The following is a 25260-nucleotide window of genomic DNA, read 5'->3' as shown; positions in this document are numbered from 1 at the left end:
GCCGGATAACCCCGGCGTAGGGCTCACGCCGCACATCCGCCATTGCCGTCCTGCCCCCGCAGGCTTGCCGGCTGGCGGTCGGCGAAGGGGGTGGAGAGGATCATCGAGGTCTTGCTGATGCCGAACTTCATCAGCCGGTCGATCAGGTCCTGCAGCTCCGGCATCGAAGCCACGGCGGCCTTCATCAGCACGCAGGCGTCGCCGGTGATCCGGTGGCAGAGGGTCAGTTGGGGGATCCGGGCCAGTTCGTCGAGCACCGACTGGCAATCCTTCTCGGTGATCCGCAGTTCGATCACGCACTCGATGGGCAGGCCGAGCTTGGCCAGGTTCACCGAGGCGTGGTAGCCGGTGATCACCCCTTCGGCCTCCAGCTTGGCCACCCGGTCGGCCACCGCCGGGGGCGACAGGTTGATGCGCCGGGCCAGTTCGGCGAAGGTCAGGCGGCCGTTGTCGATCAGGGCGGCGAGGAGCGCACGGTCGTATTTGTCCATGATGGATCCCGGTTGTCGAATCGACGGAAAGCATGGCCGATTTCCATGGAAAGAAAAGTGTTACGTCCCGATAACCAGCGGCTGTGCCTTAACCGGCGGGTAGCGACCTCATAAAATGAAGTCTTTCTCCCGCCTGCCCTGTCGAGTGCTTTCCATGCCTGCCCGTCGCCTTCCGCTGTTGCTTTTCGGTGCGTTCTTCGCCCTGTACTTCATCTGGGGCTCCACTTACCTGGCGATCCGCTTCGGCGTCGAGTCCTGGCCTCCGATGCTGATGGCCGGGGTGCGCTTCGTCATCGCCGGCGGCCTGATGTTCGCCTGGTTGCGCTGGCGCGGCGCGCCGTTGCCGACCTGGCGCGAGTGGCGCGGCGCGGGGGTCGTCGGAATCCTCCTGCTCAGTTGCGGCAACGGCGGGGTGACGGTGGCCGAGCACTGGGGCGTGTCTTCCGGGGTGGCGGCCCTCGCGGTGGCTACGGTGCCGCTGTTCACCCTGCTGTTCAGCCAGTTGTTCGGCCAGCGCAACACCACCCTGGAATGGGGCGGCATCGTGCTCGGGCTGTTCGGCATCGTCCTGCTCAACCTCGGTTCGAACCTCCAGGCCAGCCCTGCCGGCGCCGGCCTGATCCTGTTCGCCGCCGCGTCCTGGGCCTTCGGCTCGGTGTGGAGCCGGCGCCTGTCGCTGCCGGCCGGACCGATGGCCAGCGCCGCGGAAATGCTGGTCGGCGGCGCGGTGCTGCTGGTCGGCAGCCTGGCCAGCGGCGAGCGCCTGGAGCATTGGCCGAGCACCAGCGGCTGGCTGGCGCTGGTGTACCTGATCCTGTTCGGCTCGATCATCGCCTTCAGCGCCTACCAGTACCTGCTGCGCAACGTACGGCCGGCGGCGGCCACCAGCTATGCCTACGTCAATCCGGCGGTGGCGGTGTTGCTCGGCACCCTGTTCGCCGGCGAGCGGATCGGCGGTATCGAGGGGCTGGCGATGCTGGTGATCATCAGCGCCGTGGTGCTCATCGGCCTGCCCCAGTGGCGCGCCAGCCGCGCCGCCGCCTGAATGCCTTAAGCGATCCCTAAGGCGGGCTGCGCCATGCTGCGGCGCAGCGCCCGGATGGGCCGGGCTGACGGGGGTACGAAGATGAAAGCGCTGGTCATCGGTGTGGTCCTGGTGTTCCTTGGCGGTTGCGCCAGTCACGTGAGCCCCGGCGGCAAGGCCATCGAGTCGCCGATCAAGGAGTATTTCGGCCAGGACCCCATCGAGCGCCGGGCCTTCGGCGAGAGCGAGAACGGCGCCGAGGCCGAGGATTCGCCACTGCGTTTCCGCCTGACGCCCTGAACGGTCGCCCCGGGCGCCTGACCGGACGTGCAGAAGTCGTCTCCAGCGTCTTCAATACGGAGTGACGGTCGCCGCCAGGCGGCCCCGTAGCGAAGGCCGGAGGGGCGATGGAGAGCATGCTGGACAGGCCCGAGCAGGAACTCGTGCTGGTGGTGGACGACACCCCGGACAACCTGCTGCTGATGCGCGAGCTGCTCGAGGAGCAGTACCGCGTGCGCACCGCCGGCAGCGGCCCGGCCGGGCTGCGGGCGGCCGTCGAAGAGCCGCGCCCGGACCTGATCCTGCTCGATGTGAACATGCCGGGCATGGACGGCTACGAGGTCTGCCGACGGCTCAAGGCCGATCCGCTGACCCGCGACATCCCGTTGATGTTCCTCACTGCCCGCGCCGATCGCGACGACGAGCAACAGGGCCTGGCCCTGGGCGCGGTGGATTACCTGGGCAAGCCGGTGAGCCCGCCGATCGTCCTGGCGCGGGTGCGTACCCATCTGCAATTGAAGGCCAATGCCGATTTCCTGCGCGACAAGAGCGAATACCTGGAACTCGAAGTGCGCCGTCGCACGCGCCAGCTGCAACAGTTGCAGGACGCCGTCATCGAAGCCCTGGCGACCCTTGGCGATCTTCGCGACAACCCGCGCAGCCGCCATCTTCCGCGTATCGAGCGCTATGTCAGGCTGCTCGCCGAGCACCTGGCGGCGCAGCGGGCGTTCGCCGACGAGCTGACTCCGGAGGCTGTCGACCTGCTGAGCAAGTCGGCGCTGTTGCATGACATCGGCAAGGTCGCGGTGCCCGACCGGGTCCTGCTCAACCCCGGGCAACTGGACGCCGCCGACACCGCCCTGCTACAGGGCCATACCCGCGCCGGGCGCGACGCCCTGGCCAGCGCCGAGCGGCGGCTCGGCCAGCCTTCCGGATTCCTCCGCTTCGCCCGGCAGATCGCCTACAGTCATCACGAACGCTGGGATGGCCGGGGCTTTCCGGAAGGCCTTGCGGGCGAGCGGATTCCCCTGGCGGCGCGGATCGTCGCCCTGGCCGACCGCTACGATGAACTGACCAGCCGGCACGCCTACCGGCCGCCGCTGGCGCATGCCGAGGCGGTGCTGCTGATCCAGGCCGGCGCCGGCAGTGAATTCGACCCACGGCTGGTGGAGGCCTTCGTCGCCGTGGCCGACGCTTTCGCCGAGGTTGCCCGGCGCTACGCCGACAGCGCCGAGGCGCTGGACGTGGAGATGCAGCGGCTGGAACAGGCGGTGGCGGAAAGCATCGAACTCACCGCGCCACCGGCCTAGTACGCCGATCGGTGCGCAGTCCGGCGGAAAGCCGGCGCGTCCGGCTGTGCTCGGCACGGCGTTTGCCGTATAACGTCAGACCCTTTGCCTTACACATTGGCCCCGAGGAACCGCGTAGCACCGATGAAGACACCCAGACGCCTGGAACCGTTGATCGAAGACGGTCTGATCGACGAGGTCGTGCGCCCGCTGATGAGCGGCAAGGAAGCCTCGGTCTATGTGGTGCGTTGCGGCGACAGCCTGCGTTGCGCCAAGGTCTACAAGGAAGCCAACAAGCGCAGCTTCCGCCAGGCCGCCGAGTACCAGGAGGGCCGCAAGGTCCGCAACAGCCGCCAGGCGCGGGCCATGGCCAAGGGCTCGAAGTATGGCCGCCGCGAACAGGAGGAAGCCTGGCAGAATGCCGAAGTGGCGGCCCTGTTCCGTCTCGCCGGGGCCGGTGTGCGGGTGCCGAAGCCCTATGATTTCCTCGATGGCGTGTTGCTGATGGAACTGGTGGCGGACGCCGACGGCGATGCTGCGCCGCGTCTCAACGACGTGACGCTGGAGCCCGACGAGGCACGGCGCCACCACGCTTTCCTGATCCGCCAGATCGTCGCCATGCTCTGCGCCGGCCTGGTGCACGGCGACCTCTCCGAGTTCAACGTCCTGCTCGGTCCGGACGGCCCGGTGATCATCGACTTGCCGCAGGCGGTCGACGCGGCCGGCAACAACCATGCGTTCAGCATGCTCGAACGCGACGTCGGCAACATGGCCGCCTACTTCGGCCGCTTCGCCCCGGAACTCAGGCAGACCCGCTATGCCAAGGAAATGTGGGCGCTCTACGAAGCCGGCGAGCTGACAGCGGAAACCCCGCTCAGCGGCACCTTCGTCGAAGCCGAAGAGGCCGCCGACGTGCGCGCGGTGCTCCGCGAGATCGAGGCCGCGCAGCGCGAGGAGGCGCGTCGCCAGGCGCTGCGCCAGGCCGACGACGCGCCGCGTGGCGAGCGCGAGGAACCGCCGCCGCCCTGGTTGCAGTGAGCGGCTGGCGGATGTTTTTTCCCGCCAACTGTATCGCGACCCTTGCGCACGCAACTGCTAGCGTGGCCTGAAGTTTTCCGGAGGCCGCCATGCCTGTTGCACATATCCTGCTCGCCCTGCTGGTGACCCTGATCTGGGGTCTGAACTTCGTCGTGATCAAGGTCGGCCTCGGCGACTTCCCGCCGCTGCTGTTCTGCGCCCTGCGCTTCGCCCTGGCGGCGCTGCCGCTGCTGGTCCTGCGCGGGCCGATGCCGGCGCCGTTCGGACGCATCCTGCTGATCGGCGTGCTCCTCGGGGTGGTCAAGTTCGGCCTGCTGTTCGTCGGCATGGCCCAGGGCATGCCGGCCGGGCTGTCGTCGCTGGTGCTGCAGAGCCAGGTATTCTTCACCATCCTCATCGCCGCCCTGTGGCTGGGCGAGCGGCCGACGCCGCGCGGGTTGTTCGGCCTCCTGCTGGCGGCGGCGGGGCTGGTCCTGATCGGCCTGGAACGGCCGCTGGGAGACAGCCTGCTGGCATTCCTGCTGGTGGTCGCCGCAGCGCTGGCCTGGTCCTTCGCCAATATCGCCACCAAGCGTTCCGGGGCCACCGACATGCTGCGCCTGATCTGCTGGGTCAGCCTGGTCCCGCCGTTGCCGCTGCTGGCGCTTTCCTATCTATTCGAAGGTCCGCAAGCCATCGAGCGCGCCGTGCTGAACATGAGCTGGGGCGGCTTCGGCGCGCTGCTCTACATCGCCTTCGGCGCGACCACGGTGGGCTTCGCCATCTGGAGTTTCCTCCTGCGCCACTACCCGGCCAGCCTGGTGACCCCGTTCGCCCTGGCTGTGCCGGTGTCGGGCATGCTCGCCGGCTGGCTGCTGCTCGGCGAACGCCTCGACCTGGACAGCCTGCTGGCCTGCGCGCTGGTGTTCGTCGGGCTGGCCATCACCCTGTTGCCGGCCAGCCTGCTGCGACGCTTCGCCTGGCCGGTGCGGCGGTTGGGATGAAAACGGCGGAAGACATCCTCGCGCTGATCGCCGCCGATTCCTCGCGCCTGCATCTGCTCCGCGTGCTGCGCGAGGTCGGCCCGGAGGGCGCCTGGATCGGCGCCGGCTTCGTGCGCAACGCGGTATGGGACCATCTGCATGGCTACGGCGAAGCCACGCCGCTGGCGGACATCGACGTACTTCATTTCGCCCCGCGGGCCCTCGACCCGCAGGCCGACGCCGACTTCGAGGCCGCGTTGCGCCGTCGCTGCGAGGCACCCTGGTCGGTGAAGAACCAGGCGCGCATGCACCTGCGCAACGGCGACCGGCCCTACCGGGATTGCGCCGATGCGCTGTGCCACTGGGCGGAAACGTGCACGGCGGTGGCGCTGCGGCTCGTCGGCGAACGCCTGGAGCTACTGGCACCGCTGGGCGTCGACGACCTGCTGGCGCTGAAGGTGCGGCCCACCGCGCATTTCGCCGGCAAGCCGGAGGTCTACCGGCGGCGCCTGCGGGAGAAGAACTGGACGGCGCGCTGGCCGTTGCTGGATATCAGTGGCAGCAGCCAGACGCCAGGTCCTTGAGGATCGGGCAGTCGGGGCGGTGGTCGCCCTGGCAGTGCTCGACCAGGTCCTGCAGGGTGTCGCGCAGGGTGCTGAGCTCCTCGATCTTGCGATTCAGCTCGCGCACGTGCTGCGCTGCCAGGGCCTTGACGTCGGCACTGGCACGCTGGCGATCCTGCCAGAGGGTGAGCAGCTTGCCGACTTCGTCGAGGGAGAAACCGAGGTCCCGCGAACGGCGGATGAACGCCAGGGTATGCAGGTCGTTCTCGTTGTAGTGGCGGTAGCCGCTGGCGCTGCGTCCGGCTGGGCGGAGCAGCTCGATGGACTCGTAGTAACGGATCATCTTCGGCGTCAGTCCGCTTTTCTTCGCCGCTTCACCGATGTTCATCCGGGTCTCCTGGGAGGTTGCGAAGCCGCTAGCCTATCCCTTTCCCGGCCAATGCGCAGGCTATCAGATATGTGACCGCCCGCTGTCCGGACCTCTGGCCGGCGGCCGCGTCGCGTCCGGCTGGGTCTTCGGCAGGAACACCTGCACTTCCAGACCTTTGCCCTCCAGTCCCTTGCCCAGGCCGATACTGCCGAAGTGCAGTTCGACGATGCGCTTGACGATCGGCAGGCCCAGGCCGCTGCCCTCGCCGCTGCTGGTGGCGGGGCTGCGGTAGAAGCGGGTGAAGATCGCCTGCTGCTCTTCCAGGGCGACCCCGGGGCCGTTGTCGCGCACCCGCAGCACGGCGTGCTGGGCGCGATTCTCGACGCGGATCTCGACCTGGCCCCCGGCCGGTGTGTAGCGCAGGGCGTTGCCCACCAGGTTGCCGACCATCGCCTTCAGCCACAGGTCGATGCCCATCACGTGCACGGTCTCCTGGTGCAACGACAGCTCGATGTCCTTGTCGATGGCCTGGCGCGCCAGTTCGGAGAGTACGTCTTCGGCCAGGGTGGCGAGGTTGACCGGGTGGAATTGCTCCAGCAGGGCGTCGCCGTCGAGGCGGGCGAGGAGCAGGATCTGCTCCATCAAGGTGCTGATCCGCTCGACGCTGCGACTGACTTGCAGCAGGCCGCGGGCGTGGGCCTTGGGGTCTTCCGAACGCAGCGCGACCTGGGCATGGGTGCGCAGGCTGGCCAGTGGCGTGCGGATCTCATGGGCGGCGTCGCTGGTCAGTCGGCGTTCGGCCTCGAGGGCGGTGCGCAGACGCTCCAGCAGGAGGTTGAGTTCGTCGATGAGGCCGCGGATCTCCAGCGGCACCGCCTCCACCGCGATCGGCTGCAGGTGTCGCGCGGAGCGCTGCTGGACCTCGGCCTGCACTTCGCGTAGCGGCGCCAGGCCGCGGGCAACGCCGAACCAGACCAGGCCGCCGAGCAACGGCAGCGCCAGCAGCAGCGGGAACAGCGAGTAGAACAGCAGCAGGTTCATGGTGTGCTGGCGGTAGATCAGGTTTTCGCTGATCCAGATCTGGAAGCCGTCGATATTCAGCTGGAGCACCCGCCAGTGGGTGCCCTGGGCTTCCACGGTGCTGAAGCCGGGGCCCTGGGCCGTGATCTCCGGCGGCAGGTTGAGGCTCGACAGCAGCGGCTGGCCGTCGCGCCACAGGGCGTAGCCGAGGGCGCTTTCGCGGCGCAGCAGGGGCAGACCCTGGATCGCTTCGCGGCTGCGTTCGATGATCTCGGTGATGGAGCCGTCCTCGCCGGCCTGGTCTTCGGTGGCAAGGTCGAGCAGGCGCAGGGCGGCTTCGCCGAAGTCCACCATGTCGTCGTCGAACAGGCGGTTCACCTGCTTCAGCGAGAGGTGGTAGGTCAGCGCCGCCACGCTCAGCCAGCACAGCACGAAGCCGACCAGCAGGTTGACCAGCAGGCGCCGGCGGACGGAGGGGACGGCGGCACGGGACATCGGGGGACTCCGGTAGGCGGTTTTCAGGGCGCCGGCTGGTCGATGCCGTAGCCGATGCCGCGGACGGTGCGGATCAACTGGTTGCCGAGCTTGCGCCGCAGGTGATGGACATGGACCTCGATGGCGTTGCTCTCGACGTCGCCGCTCCAGCCGTAGAGGCTCTGCTCCAGTTGGTTGCGCGAGAGCACCTTGCCGCTGTTCTCCAGCAGCAGGCGCAGCAGCGCGTATTCGCGCGGCGCCAGTTCCACCGCCTGGCCGGACAGGGTCACTTGGTGGGTCGCCGGGTCCAGGCGCAGCTCGCCGTGCACCAGTTGCGGCAGGGCGCGACCGGTGGTGCGGCGGGTCAGGGCGCGCACCCGTGCCTGCAGTTCGTCGAGATCGAAGGGCTTGGTCAGGTAGTCGTCGGCACCGCTGTCGAGCCCGGCGACCCGGTCGGCCACCTTGTCCCGCGCGGTGAGCAGCAGCACCGGGGTGAGCCGGCCCTGGTGGCGCAGGTTACGCAGGATGTCCAGGCCGCTGCGGCGCGGCAGTCCGATGTCGAGCACCAGCAGGTCGAACTCGTCGGTGACCAGCGCGTTCTCCGCGGCCACGCCGTCGGTCACCCATTCCACGGTATCGCCTTCCAGGCGCAGCCCGGCGCGGATGCCGTCGCCGAGCAGCAGGTCGTCCTCGGCCAGCAGTATTCTCATGGCAGCCTCGTTTCAGTGATTCCACAATTCCCACAGGCTCAGGCCGGCCTCCAGCAGGAGGATGGCGACGATCAGCCATTCGACCCGCAGTTCGCCCCGGAAGTAGCGGTATTCGCCGAGGCGGTCGGCGGCCAGTTCGTAGAGGTCCTGCAGCACTTCGATGCGGTCGTCCAGGGTCGCCAGGCGATCGTGCACTTCGGCCTGCATGGCCAGTTCGTTGTAGAGCCGGCGCACAGCGCCGTTCAGTTGCAGCGGCGGCTTCTCCAGGTGCGACTCCAGGCGGGCATAGGCCATGCGCCAGAGTGTAGTGCGTCGCACCTGCCGGTTCACATGTTCCTGGCGCCGCAGGGCGGCACGGCGCGGTAGCTGGGTCAGTTCGACATCGGCCTGGGCCGGTTCCCAGGCCGCCGCGGTCTCGCCTTCCAGGCGGCGCAGGTGACCTTCGTGCCAGGCGAAGACGGCCAGGCCTTCGAGCAGCTCCCGGCAGCGCTCGGGGTTGCCGATGACCAGCGCGCGGCCGGGGCGCCACAGCACCCGCTCGCCGAACGAGGGCGCTTCCAGGGTCGGCTGGCGCTCGTCCTCGCCGGCGGCCATCCAGGCTTCCAGGCGCTGGCGCCAGGCGTGCCCGGTCTGTAGCCCGGCGTTGGCGAAGATCACCAGCAGCTCGTCGTCGACGGCGGTCTCCGGCAGTTCCGCGTCTTCGCTCAGCTCGATGCGTTGCGCCAGGACGGCCAGCGCCGGCTGCGGATCGCGCAGGGTGGCCAGCAGCGGCAGGCCGCCGCTGTCCGCGGCGGAGCGGAAGCGTACCCGGTGCAGCAGGCAGGGCGCGCCGTTGACGGCCAGCGGTACGCTGGCCAGGGGAGCGGCGGACATCTTCAGGTCCTCGCCAGGGCCGGCAATTGTGCCGGGCCGAACTCGATCTCCTCGATATCCGGCGGTGCGACGAAGGGTACGCCGTCTTCCAGTACCGGTCCCGGTTGGGCGAGCAGGAAGCGGGTTTCCCGGTCCATCACGAAGCAGGCCTTGAGGTAGTCGCCGTCGAGGTGGTCGAGCCACAGCGGGCCGAGCTTGCGTTCGATGCGTCGGTCGATGTCCTCGGCCTGCCAGTGGTTCGTGTCGAGCCAGTCGGAAGCCAGCAGGAAGCCCCAGGAGGAGAGGAACGAGGGCACCGTGGCGCGGTAGCTGTGGACCCGGGAGAAGACACTGCGCAGGGTGCGGGCGAGGGCCGCGTGGGGCTTGTCGTCGCTGTGGGAGAACTCCAGCCCCTGCACCGCGACCACCCCGCCCGGTCGCAGGCGCGAATGCAGCAGCTCGTAGAACTGGCGGGTATAGAGAGCCTGGGCCGGGCCGTTGTCGAGCATGTCGACGACGTCGATGATGACCACGTCATAGAGCGACGGGTCGCGCTCGAGATAGGCCCGGCCGTCCTCGGCGAGCAGTTCGCAGCGTGGGTCGTCGAAGGCGCCCTGGTGCCACTGGAACAGGTGTTCGCGACACAGTTCCACCAGCTCCCGGTCGAGATCGACCATCACCGCCCGCCGCACGCTGGCATGGGACAGCACCTCGCGCAGGGTGGCGCCTTCGCCGCCGCCGATGATCAGTACGTCGCGCGGCTCGTCGTGGGCGAGCATGGCCGGCTGCACCAGCAGCTCGTGGTACAGCGACTCATCGCTCTCGGCGCTCTGGATCGCGCCGTCGAGCATCAGCACGCGGTCGTAGTTGTAGGTGTCGGCGATCAGCACGTTCTGCCAGCGCGTGCGGCCCTGGTAGAGCACCCGGCGCAGGCGGTAGACGTACTGGTCGAAGGGGTCGCTGTCCTCGATCGCGGTGATCGCGCCGTCGCCTTCCAGCAGCGGGTCCGGCGGATAGAAATAGAAGTGGTTCGGCGGCAGCGGCGGCAGCCCGGCGGCGACCTCCGCCGGCACCAGGCCGGTGAGGTCGACGGCGTAACGGGCCTGGCTCAGGTCGGGAGCCAGCGGGGCGCGTTCGATCGGCGTATCCATCAGGCCACCCCCGTGCCCTGGCCCAGCGCCCAGCGCAGGGTCGGGCTGTCTTCGTCGACCGGGCCATTGCCGGCCAGGCTGCGGCTGAGCAGCCCCAGGCGATGGCCGCCGAGGCCGCGGTCCATGCTCGAGATCAGGTGCCGACGGCTGCCCAGGCGTTCGCTGAGCACGCGCACGGCCTGGGCGCCATCGAGTACGTCGCCGCAGGTGAACACGTCGACCGCGGCATAGCCGTACTCCGGCCAGGTATGGATCGCCAGGTGCGATTCGGCGATCACCACCACGCCGGAGATGCCGATCGGGCTGAACTTGTGGAACGCCGAGGTGATGATGGTGGCGTTGGCCTGGCGGGCGGCCTCGAGCATGCTTTCCTCGATCCACTGGATATCGTCGAAGCGCTGGTCGACGCAGTCGAACAGCTCGATGACCAGTTGCTTGCCGAGCACGGTGATCGGATCGAGTCGCAACGGTTGAATTGCCATGAAGGCCTCCTGCTTCCGTTTCGGCGAGGGATGTCCTCGCGGTGGAAGGCACGATAGGCGCGGCTGACTTAAGAGGTGCTTAACGACGGATTTTTTGCCCGACCCGGCGCGGGCCGACGACGCCGGAGCAGCCATTTCGCCTGACGTAGGGCGAATAGCGCCAGCGGCGCTATCCGCCGCTTCTGCGGAGCATGGCCCGGCGGATAACCGCGAGCGGTTATTCGCCCTACCGGTGGGAGTCGTGAGGTAGGGCGAATAGCGCCAGCGGCGCTATCCGCTGCTTCTGCGGAGCATGGCCCGGCGGATAACCGCGAGCGGTTATTCGCCCTACCGGTGGGAGTCGTGAGGTAGGGCGAATAGCGCCAGCGGCGCTATCCGCTGCTTCTGCGGAGCATGGCCCGGCGGACAACCGCGAGTGGTTATTCGCCCTACCGAGGCGCGCCCTTCGCCTGCGTCACCCGGTCCACCAGGTAGACCACCCCGCGGTAGTCGATCCCGCCGTGCTCGCTGAGGCCGATCTCGCAGGTACGGCTGGTGGATACGCCTTCCTCGCAGAACTGCACGGCATCCTTCAGGCTGCGCAGGGAGTGAGCGTTCAGTTCCGGCGTGGTGAAGCCCTTGTCGCCGGCGAAGCCGCAGCAGTGGATGCCTTCCGGGATCACCACCTTGCGGGTGCAGCGGCCGACCAGGTCGATCAGCGCCTGGCTCTCGCCGAGGTGCTGGGTGCTGCAGGTGACGTGCACCGCTACCGGTTTGTCCTGCGGGATGAACTCCAGGCGATCGAGCAGGTGACTGCGGATGAATTTCACCGGGTCGTGGATCTGCAGCCGCGGATCGTCCAGACCCTGGACCAGGCGCAGGGTGCAGGGACTGGTGTCGCAGTAGATCGGGTCGAGGCCGCCGCGGCTGGCCTGGAGCAGGGCGGCGAGCAGCTCGTCGCGCTTGTCGTCGGCCTGCTTCGCATACCCCTTGGACGCGAACGGCTGGCCGCAGCAGAGGTTGTCCAGGTTATCCGGGAACACCACTTGGTAGCCGGCCTTTTCCAGTAGACGGCGGGTCTTGTCCAGCAGCGGCTCGCGCTCTTCGTCGCCGAAGGCCGGGCCCATGGCACGCGAGACGCAGGCGGCGAGATAGACCACCCTCGGCCGCTCGTCGTCGAGCGGGGCGGGCGGCGGCGCCAGGCGTACCGGCTGCGGCAGCGCCGGCGTCCATTGCGGCACGCGGCCGCCGCTGGCCTGGCTGAGGCCGCGGCTGGCCCTGGCCAGCAGGGGCGCGCCAAGCAGGCGCCGGGCGCCGTCGGCAGCGAGCAGGGCGAAGCGCGCAGCGCGCATGGCTCCGGCAAAGTTGCGCGCCAGCCAGGTGGCGCCACCAGCGTAGCGGGCGTCGGCGCCGCGCAGCTTGCGGATCAGCTCGCCGGTGTTGATGTTCACAGGACAGCGCTGGGCGCATAGGCCGGTGGCGGCGCAGGTGTCGATGCCCTGGTAGCGGTAGTCGCGCTCCAGCGCGGTGGTGTCGACGCCGGCGCGCTTCTTCGCCTGGATGTCGCGCCACAGGACGATGCGCTGGCGTGGCGTTAGGGTCAGTCCGCGCGACGGGCAGACCGGTTCGCAGAAACCGCACTCGATGCACTTGTCGACGATCTCGTCGGCAGCCGGCAGCGGCTTGAGGTTCTTCAGGTGGCTCTGCGGGTCGTCGCTGAGGACCACACCCGGGTTGAGGATGCCGCGCGGGTCGAGCAGGCGCTTGAGCTGCCACATCAAGCGATAGGCGTCCTCGCCCCACTCCAGTTCGACGAACGGCGCCATGTTGCGCCCGGTGCCATGCTCGGCCTTCAGTGAGCCGCCGTACTCCACCGCCACCAGGTGCGCCACGTCGTCCATGAACGCCGAGTAGCGGGCGATCTGCTCGGGCGAGTCGAAGCCCTGGGTGAAGACGAAGTGCAGGTTGCCCTCCAGCGCGTGGCCGAAGAGGATCGCCTCATCGTAGCGGTGCTTGTCGAACAGCTCGATCAGGCGGTTGACTCCCTCGGCCAGTCGTTCGACAGGGAAGGTGACGTCCTCGATGATCACCGTGGTGCCGGTCTCGCGCACCGCGCCGACAGCCGGGAAGGTGTCCTTGCGGATGCGCCAGAGCTGGTTGTAGACCGCCGGGTCTTCGCTGAAGTCGACCTGCTTCTCCAGCGGATATTCGGCGATGGAGGCCATGATCCGCCCGAGCTGTTCGTGCAGCAGCGTGCGGCTCGCCGCGCGGGACTCGATGAGCAGGGCGCAGGCACCGGCGGAAAGACTCTTCACCCATTCCGGCATGCCCTGCATGTTCTCAACCGAGCGCAGGCTGCGCCGATCGAGCAGTTCCACCGCCGAGACCGGCTGGCGCTTGAGCACCGCGACCGCCGTGCAGCAGGTTTCCACCGTGGGGAAAACCAGCAGCGCCGAGGCCTTGTGCGGGTGTTCCGGGACGGTGTCGTAGGTCACCGCGCTGATGAAGCCGAGGGTGCCCTCGGAGCCGACCATCAGGTGGGTGAGGATGTCCAGCGGCTCGTTGTAGTCGACCAGCGCGTTCAGCGACAGGCCGGTGGTGTTCTTCAGCCGGTACTTGTGGCGGATCTTCGCGGCCAGTTCGGCGTTGGCGCGGGTCTCGCGGCCGAGTTCGGCGAGCCGTTCCAGCAGCTCGCCGTGGCTGGCGCGGAAGGCCGCGACGCTGGCCGGGTCCTCGCTGTCCAGACGGGTGCCGTCGGCCAGCAGCAGGCGCAGGCCGGCGAGGGTGTGGTAGCTGTTCTGCGCGGTGCCGCAGCACATGCCGCTGGCGTTGTTGGCGACGATGCCGCCGATCTTGCAGGCGTTGATCGAGGCCGGGTCGGGACCGATCTTGCGGCCGAACGGCGCCAGCCAGGCGTTCGCCTGGGCGCCGATGACACCCGGCTGCAGGCGGATCTGCGCGCCGTCGGCGCGGATTTCCCGGCCGTTCCAGTTGTCGCCGAGGACGAGCAGCACCGAGTCGCTGATGGCCTGGCCGGAGAGGCTGGTGCCGGCGGCGCGGAAGGTCACCGGGACCTGCTCGCGGTAGGCGGCGGATAGGATCGCGGCGACCTCGTCCTCGCTTTCGACGCGCAGCACCAGCTTGGGGATCAACCGGTAGAAACTGGCGTCGGTGCCGAAGGCCAGGGTCGACAGCGGGTCGTCGAAGCGGCGTTCGCGCGGTATCAGCCGCTCGACGGTCTTGAGAAAGGGAATCGGCAGGCTCATCGGCTTTCCTCGGCCCTGGGACGACGGTCACGCCCCGGGCGTTTTCAGGCTTTTCTGGTGGGCGTCTCAGGCGCCCAGTTCGCGGACCAGCGAGTCGGCGCTGATCTCGCCGATCGACTTGGCCCCGGTGAGGACCATGGCCACGCGCATTTCCTTTTCGATCAGTTCGAGCAGGTTGCGCACCCCGGCCTCGCCGGCGGCGGCCAGGGCGTAGACGAAGGCGCGGCCGAGCAGCACGCTGTCGGCGCCGAGGGCGATCATCCGCACCACGTCGAGACCGGTGCGGATGCCGGAGTCGGCAAGGATCGCCAGTTCGCCCTTCACCGCATCGGCGATCGCCGGCAGCGCGCGGGCGCTGGACAGCACGCCGTCGAGCTGGCGCCCGCCGTGGTTGGAGACGACGATGCCGTCGGCGCCGAACTTCACCGCATCCCTGGCATCCTCCGGGTCGAGGATGCCCTTGATCACCATCGGGCCGTCCCAGAACTCGCGGATCCACTCCAGGTCCTTCCAGGAAATCGACGGGTCGAAGTTGGCGCCCAGCCAGCCGATGTAGTCCTCCAGTCCGGTCGGGTTGCCGCGGTAGGCGGAAATGTTGCCGAGGTCGTGGGGCTTGCCCAGCAGGCCGACGTCCCAGGCCCAGACCGGGTGGGTCATGGCTTGCAGGATGCGGCGCGGCGCGGCGTAGGGGCCGCTCATGCCGGAATGGGCGTCGCGGTAGCGGGCGCCGGGGACCGGCATGTCGACGGTGAACACCAGGGTGGTGACGCCGGCGGCCTTGGCCCGCTCCAGGGCGTTGCGCATGAAGCCGCGGTCCTTCAGCACGTAGAGCTGGAACCACATCGGCCGGTCGATGGCCGGGGCGACCTCCTCGATCGGGCACACCGATACCGTCGACAGGGTGAAGGGTACGCCCTTCGCCGCCGCCGCGCGCGCCGCCTGGACCTCGCCGCGGCGGGCATACATGCCGGTGAGACCGACCGGGGCGAGCGCCACCGGCATCGCTAGGGTCTCGTCGAACAGGCGGGTTTCCAGGCTCAGCTCGGACATGTTCTTCAGCACCCGCTGACGCAGGGCGATGGCCGACAGGTCCTCGACGTTGCGGCGCAGGGTGTACTCGGCGTAGGCGCCGCCGTCGATGTAGTGGAAGAGGAACGGCGGCAGCTTGCGTTGGGCGGCGGCGCGGTAGTCGGTGGAAGCGGAAATGATCATTGGGCTCTTCCGTTGTGTCGAAAGGTTTTGCATCGAGCGCAGTGGAGCGGGACACGGCGGAAATGGCCAAGGGAGCCGGGCCTACGATCGTAGGCGAGCCTCCCCGGGCCATTTCCTGCGCAGTATCGCCGACGCGCGGCCGATCAGGGCGCGGTCAGTGCACCAGCATGCCGGTGAATAGGTATGCCTGGGCCAGGGTGATCAGTCCGACCAGCGCGGCGAAGATCAGGCTGTGCTTCAGGGTGAAGCGGAACAGGTCGGATTCCTTGCCGACCATCCCGGTCGCGGCGCAGGCCACGGCGATGGATTGCGGGGAGATCATCTTGCCGGTCACGCCGCCGCTGGTATTGGCGGCCACCAGCAGGGTGTCGCTGACCCCGATCTGGTGCGCGGTGGTCGACTGCAGGGAACTGAACAGGGCGTTGGAGGACGTATCCGAACCGGTCAGGAATACCCCCAGCCAGCCGAGGAACGGCGAGAAGAACGGGAACGCCGCGCCGGTACCGGCCAGGACCAGGGCCAGGGTGGTGGACATGCCCGAGTAGTTGGTGACGAAGGCGAAGGCCAGGACCATGCCGATGGACAGGATCGGCCACTTCAGCTCCACCAGGACTTCCTTGAAAGTGGTAATACCAATTTTCGTTCCAATGCGCAGGATGAGCATCGATACCAACGCCGAGAGGAAGATCGCCGTGCCGGTGGCGGAGATCGGGTCGAACTTGAATACTGCCGCGATCGGCGTGGCGCTGGTGGCGATCGGCGCGCCCTTGACCACCAGTTGGTCGAGGTGCGGGATGGCGAAGTTGAACACCAGCCAGTAGAGCTCGCCGCCCGGGGCGAACAGGGCCTTGAAAGGTTTCAGGGTCCAGATGGTCACCAGTACGGTGAGCACCAGGAACGGCGACCAGGCCTTGAGGATCTCGCCGAAGCTGTAGGCGGACGGTTCGACGCTGCGTTGCCCGCCGAAGCCGCCACCGGCCACGGCCGCGCCGCCGCCTGCGGCGAGCGCTTCGCTGGCGCCCTGCGGCTGCCAGACCTTGAGGAACAGGGTCAGGGAGACCAGGCTGACCAGTGCTGAGGTGATGTCCGGCAACTCCGGGCCGATGAAGTTGGACGTCAGGTACTGGGTGATGGCGAAGCTGCCGCCGGCGACGATGGCGGCCGGCCAGGTTTCGCGGATGCCGCGCCAGCCGTCCATCATGAACACCAGCCAGAACGGTACCAGGATCGACAGGAACGGCAGTTGGCGGCCGGTCATGGCGCCGATCTTGAAGGCGTCGATGCCGGTCACCTGGCCGGCGACGATGATCGGGATGCCCAGTGCGCCAAAGGCCACCGGCGCAGTGTTGGCGATCAGGCACAGGCCGGCGGCGTAGAGCGGATTGAAGCCGAGGCCGACGAGCAGGGCGGCGGTGATCGCCACCGGCGCGCCGAAACCGGCGGCGCCTTCGAGGAAGGCGCCGAAGGAGAAGCCGATCAGCAGTACCTGCAGGCGCTGGTCGCCGGTAATCGACAGCACCGAGCTGCGGATCACCTCGAACTGGCCGCTCTTCACCGTCAGTTTGTAGAGGAAGACCGCGGCGACGATGATCCAGGCGATCGGCCAGAGACCGTAGAGGAAGCCGTAGCCGGCGGCGGCGAAGGCCATGTCGGCGGGCATGTGGAAGGCGAAGATGGCCACCGCGATGGCCAGCGCCAGGGTGATGCTGCCGGCGATGTGGCCCTTGAGGCGGAATACCGCCAGGGCGAGGAAGAAGAACACGATCGGGATGACGGCCGCGGCGGCCGACAGGCCGAGACTGCCCAGGGGGGTATAGAGTTGTTGCCAGGCTTGCATGGGGGTTGGCTCCCTAATTGTTGTTGGGTTTGCCTGTGACCAGATCGGATACGCGCCAAGACCTGTGTGTGCAAGGGCGCTGGGCAGCCGAACCTGGCAAAGCTCGCATAATTGGTAAGACCAATTTACAAAAGCGAGCGCTCAGGTTAAGAGTCGAGCGTTCGGCGTGTCAATTTGCCCGTCTACGACTTTTGTCTAAGGATGCTCGTGCGGGGCTCGTGGCGCCTCGCTTGTGGTGCGGGGAGCGGCTCGGTACGCTTCCTCTCTTTTTCGCGCTGGGCGCATGGCAGAGGCTTTGCGACGAAACTTCGGGTAAGGGTGTCGGGATATGGAATTTGGTCAGGTCAGGCAGCGCCGTCTGTCGGATGACATCGTTGCGCAACTGGAGGCGATGATCCTGGAGGGCACGCTGAAGTCCGGCGAGCGGCTGCCCGCCGAGCGCGTGCTTGCCGAGCAGTTCGGGGTTTCCCGGCCGTCGCTGCGCGAGGCGATCCAGAAACTGGTGGCGAAGGGGCTGCTGGTTAGCCGCCAGGGTGGCGGCAACTATGTGACCGAATCGCTGGGTGCGACTTTCAGCGATCCGCTGCTGCACCTGCTGGAAGGTAACCCGGAGGCCCAGCGCGACCTGCTGGAGTTTCGCCACACGCTGGAAGGGTCCTGTGCCTACTACGCGGCGCTGCGTGCGACCTCCCTCGATCACCAGCGCCTGACCGAGGCCTTCGAGGCGCTCCAGGCCTGCTATGCGCGCAACGACCAGGTCAGCGCGGAAGAGGGCGCCGCCGACGCGCGCTTCCACCTGGCGATCGCCGAGGCCAGCCACAACACCGTGCTGCTGCACACCATCAAGGGCCTGTTCGACTTGTTGCGGCGCAACGTGGTGACCAATATCGGCGGGATGTACGCGCAGCGCACGGAAACCCGCGCGCAACTGATGGAGCAGCACCAGCGCCTATACGACGCGATCATCAGCGGTCAGGCGGAGCTGGCTCGGGAGGTGTCCAACCAGCACATCCACTATGTGCAGGAGGTCCTGGCGGAGGTCCAGGAAGAGGCGCGCAGGATGAAGCGCTCGCAGCGCCGTCGCAGCGTGCAGGAAGAATAGCGAGGCGCGGGCAGGGACGCGTTCAGTCGTCCTTGCCGTGGCGCATGGCGCGCTGGATCTCCCGATCGGAGTCGCGCTCCTTCTCGGTGTGGCGCTTGTCGAAGTCCTTCTTGCCCTTGGCCAGGGCGATCTCGCACTTGACCAGGTGCTTCTTCCAGTACATCGACAGGGCGACGCAGGCGTAGCCCTTCTGTTGCACGGCGCCGAACAGCTTGCCCAGTTCGCGCTTGTGCAGCAGCAGCTTGCGCGTGCGCACCGGGTCGGCGATCACGTGCGTGCTGGCGGTGGTCAGGGGCGTGATGTGGCTGCCGAGCAGCCAGGCCTCGCCATCCTTGAGCAGCACGTAGCTGTCGACCAACTGGGCCTTGCCGGCGCGCAGGCTTTTCACTTCCCAGCCCGCCAGGGCGACGCCCGCCTCGAAGCGTTGTTCGATGAAATAGTCGTGCAGAGCCTTCTTGTTCTGCGCGATGGTCCCCGAAGGGTGTTTCTTCTGCTTAGCCATAGGCGGCGCATTATAGGGAGTCGCCGGCTTCACCGCTATGGGGCGGCGTCGCGCTTGAGGGATAGAGGTGAATTTCGGACAATGCCCACTCTTTTCCTGGCCGCTGGCCAAGGTTTTGTAAGAAAAGTCTTCAAGTGGCGTCAGGCTGCGCTGAGCGTTTTTTCTGCCGAACCCTGGCCCCGGTCGACGGGCGCAGCGCGCCGCCGTGGCGGATGCCGCCGTCCCGCCGGCTATGCTTGGGGAGTCGCCCGCTCGACAGCAGAAGTGAGAGTTCTATGAGCACCCATATCCAGCGTTCGGCGCTGTTGCCTTATCCCGCCCGCGCGCTGTTCGATTTGGTGAACGACGTGAAGCGCTATCCGGAGTTCCTGCCCTGGTGTTCGGCCAGCCAGGTCCTGGAGGAGAGCGAAAGCCTGATGCGCGCCGAGCTGACCGTGGCCAAGGGTAGCCTCAGCCAGCGCTTCACCACCCGCAACGTGTTGGTGCCGGGAGCTTCCATCGAGATGAACCTGGAAAACGGACCGTTCACCGAACTGCATGGCGTCTGGCAGTTCAAGGCGCTTGGCGAGAAGGCCTGCAAGATCACCCTCGACCTGACCTTCGATTACGCCGGGCCGCTGGTCAAGGCGACCCTCGGGCCGCTGTTCACCCAGGCCGCCAACACCATGGTCGACGCGTTCTGCCAGCGCGCCAAGCAACTCTATGGCTGAGATCGCCGTCGAGGTGGTCTACGCGCTGCCGGAGCGACAGGCGTTACTGCGCCTGAGCGTGCCGGCAGGTACCAGCGCACGCGAGGCCGTGCTGCTCTCCGGCATCGCCGAGGCCTTTCCAGGGCTGGATGTGCAAGGTTGCCCGCTGGGTATCTTCGGCAAGCTCCTGGCACGCCCGGAGGAGCGAGTGCTGGAGGCCGGCGAACGGGTGGAGATCTACCGCCCGCTGATCGCCGATCCCAAGGAGGTGCGCAAGCAGCGTGCCGCACGGGCCCGGAGCGAACGCGAAGGCGGTTAGCCGAGGGGTTTCCTGCGGAAATGAAAAAGCCCGGCGAATGCCGGGCTTTTTCGTGGAACGCCAGCCGTCATTGCGGGCTGGGGTCCAGAGGTTCGGGAGTCGGAACCGGTACCGGCTGGGCTTCGTCCACTTCGCGCTGGAGCTGTTCCAGGGTGGAGCCCGGTTTCGGCGGCTCTTCTTTCTGCGCTTCCGGTTTCTGCTGGTCGGCCGGCTGGGTGACGGTGGTGCTGCCTTCCTTGCCGAGGATCGCTTCGTCGCGGCTGACGCCGGGCATGAAGTCGCCGTTCAGGCCGGCCAGCTGGTCGCTGTCGTTGAAGAACAGGCTGACGCGCTCCTGCTGGCGACGACCGCCGCCCGGCTGGATGCTGTAGAGGTAGTCCCAACGATTGGCGTGGAAGGTATCGACGATGAGCGGGTTGCCCATGATAAACCGCACTTGGCGTCGGGTCATTCCGGGACGCAACTGGTCTATCATGTCCTGCGTTACGACGTTGCCTTGCTGGATGTCGATTTTATAGACGCCAGGAAACGAGCAACCGGCGAGTGCGGCAAGCCCCGCGAAAGCGAGACAGGTCAGCATGAGCTTGGCGTTTTGCATCGGTGAGCGACTTCCACTATCTTGGCTGGGCAAATAAAAGCCCGATCATACCCGTATTCCGGGATACTGCGAAACATCCCGCGCTGAGAAAGCAGACATGGTTGAAAATAGCGAACTTCGAAAAGCCGGCCTTAAAGTGACCCTGCCGCGGGTCAAGATCCTGCAGATGCTCGACTCGGCCGAGCAACGCCACATGAGCGCCGAAGACGTGTACAAGGCGCTGATGGAAGCAGGCGAGGACGTGGGCCTGGCAACCGTCTATCGGGTGCTGACCCAGTTCGAGGCCGCCGGCCTGGTGGTGCGTCACAACTTCGATGGCGGCCATGCCGTGTTCGAACTCGCCGATAGCGGCCACCACGACCACATGGTCTGCGTCGATACCGGTGAGGTGATCGAGTTCATGGATGCGGAAATCGAGAAGCGCCAGAAGGAAATCGTCCGCGAGCGCGGCTTCGAGCTGGTCGATCACAATCTGGTGCTCTACGTGCGCAAGAAGAAGTAGTCGCGCAACGGTTCCATGCGAAAACGGCGACCCTGGGGTCGCCGTTTTCATTTTCCATTGAAGGAACGTTCAGTTCTGGGCGGCCAGGTTGACCAGTTTCTTCGCGTGGGCCAGGGATTCCTTGGTCAGGTCGACGCCGCCGAGCATGCGGGCGATCTCCTCGATCCGCTGGGCCTTGTTCAGGGTGGCGACCGCCGTACGGGTTTCGCTGCTGCCGCGTTCCTTGTGCACGAACAGGTGCTGGTGGCCCTGGGCGGCGACCTGCGGCAAGTGGGTCACGGTGAGGACCTGGCCGCGTTCGCCGAGGCGGCGCAGCAACTGTCCGACCACTTCGGCGGTGGGGCCGCCGATGCCGACGTCGACTTCGTCGAAGACCAGGGTGGGGATGCGCGAGGTCTGTGCCGTGATCACCTGGATCGCCAGGCTGATCCGCGACAGTTCGCCGCCCGAGGCGACCTTGGCCAGCCCTTTCAGCGGCTGCCCGGGGTTGGCGCTGACCAGGAACTCCACGCTTTCCAGTCCGTTGGCCTGCGGCTCGGCGCTGTCGCCGGGATGCAGGACGATGGCGAAGCGCCCCCCGGGCATGCCCAGGCGCTGCATTTCCTGCTCCACGCTGGCGGCAAGAGGTGCGGCCGCGGCCTGGCGCAGGCGGCTCAGTTCTTCGGCTTTTTCCTGGTAATGCCGGGCGTAGGCGGCCAGCTCGTCGCCCAGGCGTCCGACTGCTTCGTCGTCGGCGTTCAGCGCCTCCAGTTCGTCGAACAGGCGCTGCTGCAGGTCGGCCAGTTCGACGGGCTGGACCCGGTGCTTGCGCGCCAGGGAGTAAATGACGTCCAGGCGCTCCTCGACCTGCTGCTGGCGATTGGGATCGGCATCGAAGTGGTCGACGAAGCGGTTCAGTTCGCCGATCGCCTCCTCGACCTGGATCTGCGCGCTGGACAACAGATTGACCGCTTCGCCGAGAGCGGCGGGCTGGCCGCTGAACGAGGTCAGGCGGTTGAGGCTGGCATTGAGCGCGGAAAGGACGTTGCCGGCATCGCTCTCGCTGCACATTTCCACGACTTGGCGGCAGGCGGCGAGCAGGCTTTCGGCGTTGCTCAGGGTCTTCTGCTCCTGCTCCAGGCTTTCCAGTTCGTTTTCGCCGAGGGACAGGTTTTCCAGTTCTTCCAGCTGGTAGCTGAGCAACTGGTGGCGGGCGCGCTGTTCGTCGCCGCTACGCGACAGGCGTTCGAGTTCCTGGCTGGTCTGCTTCCAGCGTTGCGCGGCGAGCTGCACCTGGCGCGCCAGCTCCTGGCAGCCGGCATACTCGTCGAGCAGGCGCCGGTGGGTCTCGCTCTTCAGCAGCGACTGGTGCTCGTGCTGGCTATGGATGTCGATCAGCAGTTCGCCCAGGCTCTTCAGGTCGCCCAGCGGGCAGGGCGTGCCGTTGATGTAGGCACGCGAGCGACCTTCGGCAGTGATCACCCGGCGCAGGATGCACGGACCGTCCTGTTCCAGGTCGCGCTCGGCGAGCCAGTCGCGGGCCTCGGCGATGGCGCTGACGTCGAAGCTGGCGAGAATGTCGGCCTTGTCCGCTCCGGGACGGACCGCGCCGCTGTCGGCGCGGTCGCCGAGGGTAAGGCCGAGGGCGTCGAGCATGATCGACTTGCCCGCACCGGTTTCGCCGGTGATCACGCTCATGCCGGTAGCGAGTTCGAGATCCAGGTGCTCGACGATGGCGTAGTTGTGAACGGACAGGTGAACCAGCATGGCGGGCGGCTCCGTGGGTTTTGTCTGGTTATTTATACAGTATTTTTTCCGGCTGGCAATTGCCGCTCGCCCCTTGAACCGTGGAAAGCCGTCCCCATATAGCCGGCAACGTTGCGAACTTATGCGTTCGCCTTGTATTTGCCAGCTTATTTTTGAAGGAGAGTGGCATGGCTGACGAACAGCAGACCCTGGATCAACAGACCCCCGAGCAGCCCACCGGCGCCGCCGAGGACCTGACCGCCCGCGTGCAGGAACTGGAGGAGCAGCTGGCTGCCGCCCAGGACCAGGCGCTGCGCATGGTCGCGGATCTGCAGAACGTACGCCGGCGTGCGGAGCAGGATGTCGAGAAGGCGCACAAGTTCGCGCTGGAGAAATTCGCCGGCGACCTGCTGGCGGTGGTCGACACCCTCGAGCGCGGCCTGGAGATGTCCGATCCCAACGACGAGGCGATCAAGCCGATGCGCGAAGGGATGGAACTGACCCTGAAGATGTTCGACGACACCCTGCGCCGCTACCAGGTGGAGGCGCTGAACCCGGAAGGCGAGCCTTTCAACCCCGAGCAGCACCAGGCGATGGCCATGCAGGAAAGCGCTTCGGCCGAGCCGGGCAGTGTCCTCAAGGTGTTCCAGAAAGGCTACCTGCTCAACGGCCGCCTGCTGCGTCCGGCGATGGTGGTAGTCAGCAAGGCGCCGGCGGAAACCCCGCCGTCCATCGACGAGCAGGCTTGAAATTCGACGCGACGACCCCATCTGGGTAGTCAACCGAGCACGAGACCCACGGGCGGGTCGCACGGAATCAAAGTTTCTGGAGAGTGAATATGGGCAAAATCATTGGCATCGACCTGGGTACCACCAACTCCTGCGTGGCTATCCTGGAGAACGGTAACGTCAAGGTCATCGAGAACGCCGAGGGCGCGCGTACCACCCCCTCGATCATCGCCTACACCAACGATGGCGAAACCCTGGTGGGCCAGCCGGCCAAGCGCCAGGCGGTCACCAACCCGCAGAACACCCTGTATGCGGTGAAGCGCCTGATCGGCCGTCGCTTCGAAGAGAACGTGGTTCAGAAAGACATCCAGATGGTGCCGTACAGCATCGTCAAGGCCGACAACGGCGACGCCTGGGTGGAAGTGAAGGGCCAGAAGATGGCGCCTCCGCAGATTTCCGCCGAAGTGCTGAAGAAAATGAAGAAGACCGCCGAAGACTACCTCGGCGAGCCGGTCACCGAAGCGGTGATCACCGTTCCGGCCTACTTCAACGACAGCCAGCGCCAGGCCACCAAGGACGCCGGCCGCATCGCCGGCCTCGACGTCAAGCGGATCATCAACGAGCCGACCGCGGCGGCGCTGGCCTACGGCCTGGACAAGGCCAAGGGCGACCACACCGTGATCGTCTATGACCTGGGCGGCGGTACCTTCGACGTGTCGGTGATCGAGATCGCCGAAGTCGACGGCGAGCACCAGTTCGAAGTGCTGGCCACCAACGGCGACACCTTCCTCGGCGGCGAAGACTTCGACATCCGCCTGATCGACTACCTCGTCGACGAGTTCAAGAAGGAAAGCGGCATCAACCTGAAGGGCGACCCGCTGGCCATGCAGCGTCTGAAGGAAGCGGCCGAGAAAGCCAAGATCGAGCTGTCCTCGACCCAGCAGACCGACGTCAACCTGCCGTACGTGACTGCCGACGCGAGCGGTCCGAAGCACCTGAACGTCAAGGTTTCCCGCGCCAAGCTGGAGTCCCTGGTCGAAGACCTGGTGCAGCGCACCATCGAGCCGTGCCGCACCGCGCTGAAGGATGCCGGCCTGGATGTTTCCGATATCCATGAAGTGATCCTGGTCGGCGGCCAGACCCGCATGCCGCTGGTACAGAAGACCGTTGCCGAGTTCTTCGGCAAGGAAGCGCGCAAGGACGTCAACCCGGACGAAGCCGTGGCTGTCGGTGCCGCCATCCAGGGCGCGGTCCTGGCCGGCGACGTGAAGGACGTGCTGCTGCTCGACGTGACCCCGCTGACCCTCGGCATCGAGACCCTGGGCGGCGTGATGACCGGTCTGATCGAGAAGAACACCACCATCCCGACCAAGAAGTCGCAGGTGTTCTCCACCGCCGACGACAACCAGGGCGCGGTGACCATCCACGTGCTGCAGGGCGAGCGCAAGCAGGCCGCGCAGAACAAGTCGCTGGGCAAGTTCGACCTGGCCGACATTCCGCCGGCTCCGCGCGGCGTGCCGCAGATCGAGGTGACCTTCGATATCGATGCCAACGGCATCCTGCACGTCTCGGCGAAGGACAAGGCCACCGGCAAGCAGCAGTCCATCGTGATCAAGGCATCCTCCGGCCTGTCCGAGGATGAGATCCAGCAGATGGTCCGCGATGCCGAGGCGAACGCCGAGGAGGACCGCAAGTTCGAGGAACTGGCTGCCGCTCGCAACCAGGGCGACGCGCTGGTCCACGCGACCCGCAAGATGATCACCGAGGCGGGCGACAAGGCCACCGCCGAGGACAAGGCGACCATCGAGAAGGCGCTGGGCGAGCTGGAAGCGGCGGTGAAGGGCGACGACAAGGCCGAGATCGAGGCCAAGATGAACGCTCTGTCCCAGGCTTCCACCCCGCTGGCGCAGAAGATGTACGCCGAACAGGCCCAGCAGGGCGAAGACGCTCCCCAGGGCGAGCAGGCGAAAGCCGCTGACGACGTGGTGGACGCCGAGTTCGAAGAGGTCAAGGACAACAAGTAAGCCCCGGCTTGCTTCTGCCCCGCGTGCCGGCCAGGCCGGTACGCATGATCCGCCACGCGGGAGCCTGCTCCC

25 protein-coding genes are annotated in these 25260 nt (G+C 67.0%); 12 read left to right on the top strand and 13 right to left on the bottom strand.

What is annotated here, in order from left to right; translation table 11 throughout:
* Positions 1–23: 23 nt before the first annotated feature.
* Positions 24–491, bottom strand: coding sequence for an Lrp/AsnC family transcriptional regulator (locus AT700_RS24900; RefSeq protein ID WP_003095262.1), 468 nt, complete (start codon positions 489–491; stop codon positions 24–26).
* 154 nt (positions 492–645) lie between these two features.
* Here AT700_RS24900 and yedA point away from each other — a divergent pair, with 154 nt between their 5' ends.
* The 6 genes from yedA to AT700_RS24870 all read left to right on the top strand — a co-directional run bounded on the left by yedA (position 646) and on the right by AT700_RS24870 (position 5667).
* Positions 646–1536, top strand: a complete 891-nt coding sequence (gene yedA / locus AT700_RS24895; RefSeq protein ID WP_003112921.1) for a drug/metabolite exporter YedA — start codon at positions 646–648, stop codon at positions 1534–1536.
* A gap of 33 nt (positions 1537–1569) precedes the next feature.
* Positions 1570–1815, top strand: coding sequence for a hypothetical protein (locus AT700_RS24890; protein ID WP_003102243.1), 246 nt, complete (start codon positions 1570–1572; stop codon positions 1813–1815).
* A 107-nt stretch (positions 1816–1922) separates the two neighbouring features.
* Positions 1923–3104 (top strand): cyclic di-GMP phosphodiesterase, encoded by a 1182-nt coding sequence (locus AT700_RS24885; protein ID WP_003102241.1) that lies wholly within the window; start codon positions 1923–1925, stop codon positions 3102–3104.
* Positions 3105–3227: 123 nt separating this feature from the next.
* Entirely contained in the window at positions 3228–4121 is an 894-nt protein-coding gene (locus AT700_RS24880) for a PA4780 family RIO1-like protein kinase (protein ID WP_003095255.1), read from the top strand.
* Between the two features lie 89 nt (positions 4122–4210).
* Positions 4211–5104 carry an EamA family transporter gene (locus AT700_RS24875; RefSeq protein ID WP_003102239.1) on the top strand — a complete coding sequence of 298 codons (894 nt, stop codon included), beginning with the start codon at positions 4211–4213 and terminating at the stop codon, positions 5102–5104.
* Positions 5101–5667 carry a nucleotidyltransferase family protein gene (locus tag AT700_RS24870; RefSeq protein ID WP_003102238.1) on the top strand — a complete coding sequence of 189 codons (567 nt, stop codon included), beginning with the start codon at positions 5101–5103 and terminating at the stop codon, positions 5665–5667. Before AT700_RS24875 ends, AT700_RS24870 begins: the two co-directional genes overlap by 4 nt.
* On the opposite strand, the gene cueR is transcribed toward AT700_RS24870, so the two are convergent.
* From cueR to AT700_RS24825, 9 genes are all read right to left on the bottom strand, one after another.
* Complete coding sequence (gene cueR / locus AT700_RS24865; RefSeq protein WP_003095248.1) at positions 5636–6034, bottom strand: Cu(I)-responsive transcriptional regulator; 399 nt, start codon at positions 6032–6034, stop codon at positions 5636–5638. The two genes, AT700_RS24870 and cueR, sit on opposite strands and share 32 nt — an antisense overlap.
* 63 nt (positions 6035–6097) lie before the next feature.
* Positions 6098–7531 (bottom strand): two-component system sensor histidine kinase PmrB, encoded by a 1434-nt coding sequence (pmrB, locus tag AT700_RS24860; RefSeq protein WP_003102237.1) that lies wholly within the window; start codon positions 7529–7531, stop codon positions 6098–6100.
* 23 nt (positions 7532–7554) lie between these two features.
* The gene (gene pmrA, locus AT700_RS24855; RefSeq protein WP_003095244.1) at positions 7555–8220 is read right to left on the bottom strand and encodes a two-component system response regulator PrmA; all 666 of its coding nucleotides are present in this window, start codon (positions 8218–8220) and stop codon (positions 7555–7557) included.
* Positions 8221–8232: 12 nt separating this feature from the next.
* Positions 8233–9093 (bottom strand): hypothetical protein, encoded by an 861-nt coding sequence (locus tag AT700_RS24850; protein WP_048521699.1) that lies wholly within the window; start codon positions 9091–9093, stop codon positions 8233–8235.
* Between the two features lie 2 nt (positions 9094–9095).
* Complete coding sequence (locus tag AT700_RS24845; RefSeq protein WP_048521698.1) at positions 9096–10223, bottom strand: fused MFS/spermidine synthase; 1128 nt, start codon at positions 10221–10223, stop codon at positions 9096–9098.
* A complete protein-coding gene (gene speD, locus AT700_RS24840) occupies positions 10223–10705 on the bottom strand; it encodes an adenosylmethionine decarboxylase (protein WP_003095236.1) in 483 nt (160 codons plus the stop codon). The genes AT700_RS24845 and speD overlap by 1 nt, the downstream gene beginning before the upstream one ends.
* Positions 10706–11133: 428 nt before the next feature.
* On the bottom strand, positions 11134–13950 hold the full coding sequence (locus AT700_RS24835; RefSeq protein ID WP_048521697.1) for an FAD-binding and (Fe-S)-binding domain-containing protein: 2817 nt from the start codon (positions 13948–13950) through the stop codon (positions 11134–11136).
* A gap of 66 nt (positions 13951–14016) precedes the next feature.
* On the bottom strand, positions 14017–15162 hold the full coding sequence (gene lldD, locus AT700_RS24830) for an FMN-dependent L-lactate dehydrogenase LldD (protein WP_048521696.1): 1146 nt from the start codon (positions 15160–15162) through the stop codon (positions 14017–14019).
* A 154-nt stretch (positions 15163–15316) separates the two neighbouring features.
* Complete coding sequence (locus AT700_RS24825) at positions 15317–16999, bottom strand: lactate permease LctP family transporter (RefSeq protein ID WP_003163444.1); 1683 nt, start codon at positions 16997–16999, stop codon at positions 15317–15319.
* Between the two features lie 328 nt (positions 17000–17327).
* Between AT700_RS24825 and AT700_RS24820 the strand changes: the two genes are divergently transcribed.
* Positions 17328–18101 carry an FCD domain-containing protein gene (locus AT700_RS24820; RefSeq protein WP_023084592.1) on the top strand — a complete coding sequence of 258 codons (774 nt, stop codon included), beginning with the start codon at positions 17328–17330 and terminating at the stop codon, positions 18099–18101.
* Positions 18102–18123: 22 nt separating this feature from the next.
* On the opposite strand, the gene smpB is transcribed toward AT700_RS24820, so the two are convergent.
* On the bottom strand, positions 18124–18603 hold the full coding sequence (gene smpB / locus AT700_RS24815; protein ID WP_003100496.1) for an SsrA-binding protein SmpB: 480 nt from the start codon (positions 18601–18603) through the stop codon (positions 18124–18126).
* A 275-nt stretch (positions 18604–18878) separates the two neighbouring features.
* Between smpB and AT700_RS24810 the strand changes: the two genes are divergently transcribed.
* Both AT700_RS24810 and AT700_RS24805 read left to right on the top strand, forming a co-directional pair.
* Complete coding sequence (locus AT700_RS24810; protein ID WP_003100497.1) at positions 18879–19313, top strand: type II toxin-antitoxin system RatA family toxin; 435 nt, start codon at positions 18879–18881, stop codon at positions 19311–19313.
* Positions 19306–19611: an RnfH family protein gene (locus AT700_RS24805; protein ID WP_003095218.1), complete on the top strand. Its 306-nt coding sequence runs from the start codon at positions 19306–19308 to the stop codon at positions 19609–19611. The genes AT700_RS24810 and AT700_RS24805 overlap by 8 nt, the downstream gene beginning before the upstream one ends.
* 67 nt (positions 19612–19678) lie before the next feature.
* Here the strand turns inward: AT700_RS24805 and AT700_RS24800 are convergent, their stop codons facing one another.
* Positions 19679–20209 carry an outer membrane protein assembly factor BamE gene (locus tag AT700_RS24800; RefSeq protein WP_003113904.1) on the bottom strand — a complete coding sequence of 177 codons (531 nt, stop codon included), beginning with the start codon at positions 20207–20209 and terminating at the stop codon, positions 19679–19681.
* A 97-nt stretch (positions 20210–20306) separates the two neighbouring features.
* Here AT700_RS24800 and fur point away from each other — a divergent pair, with 97 nt between their 5' ends.
* Positions 20307–20711, top strand: a complete 405-nt coding sequence (gene fur, locus AT700_RS24795; protein ID WP_003095216.1) for a ferric iron uptake transcriptional regulator — start codon at positions 20307–20309, stop codon at positions 20709–20711.
* Positions 20712–20780: 69 nt separating this feature from the next.
* Here the strand turns inward: fur and recN are convergent, their stop codons facing one another.
* The gene (recN, locus tag AT700_RS24790; protein WP_048521695.1) at positions 20781–22457 is read right to left on the bottom strand and encodes a DNA repair protein RecN; all 1677 of its coding nucleotides are present in this window, start codon (positions 22455–22457) and stop codon (positions 20781–20783) included.
* 167 nt (positions 22458–22624) lie between these two features.
* On the opposite strand from recN, the gene grpE reads away from it, so the two are divergent.
* Positions 22625–23185, top strand: a complete 561-nt coding sequence (grpE, locus tag AT700_RS24785; protein WP_003095213.1) for a nucleotide exchange factor GrpE — start codon at positions 22625–22627, stop codon at positions 23183–23185.
* A gap of 89 nt (positions 23186–23274) precedes the next feature.
* Positions 23275–25188 (top strand): molecular chaperone DnaK, encoded by a 1914-nt coding sequence (dnaK, locus tag AT700_RS24780; RefSeq protein ID WP_003095212.1) that lies wholly within the window; start codon positions 23275–23277, stop codon positions 25186–25188.
* The last annotated feature ends 72 nt before the right edge of the window (positions 25189–25260 follow it).

Source organism: Pseudomonas aeruginosa (assembly GCF_001457615.1).
Classification (GTDB): domain Bacteria; phylum Pseudomonadota; class Gammaproteobacteria; order Pseudomonadales; family Pseudomonadaceae; genus Pseudomonas; species Pseudomonas aeruginosa.
This window is presented reverse-complemented; position numbering and strand designations above follow the sequence as displayed.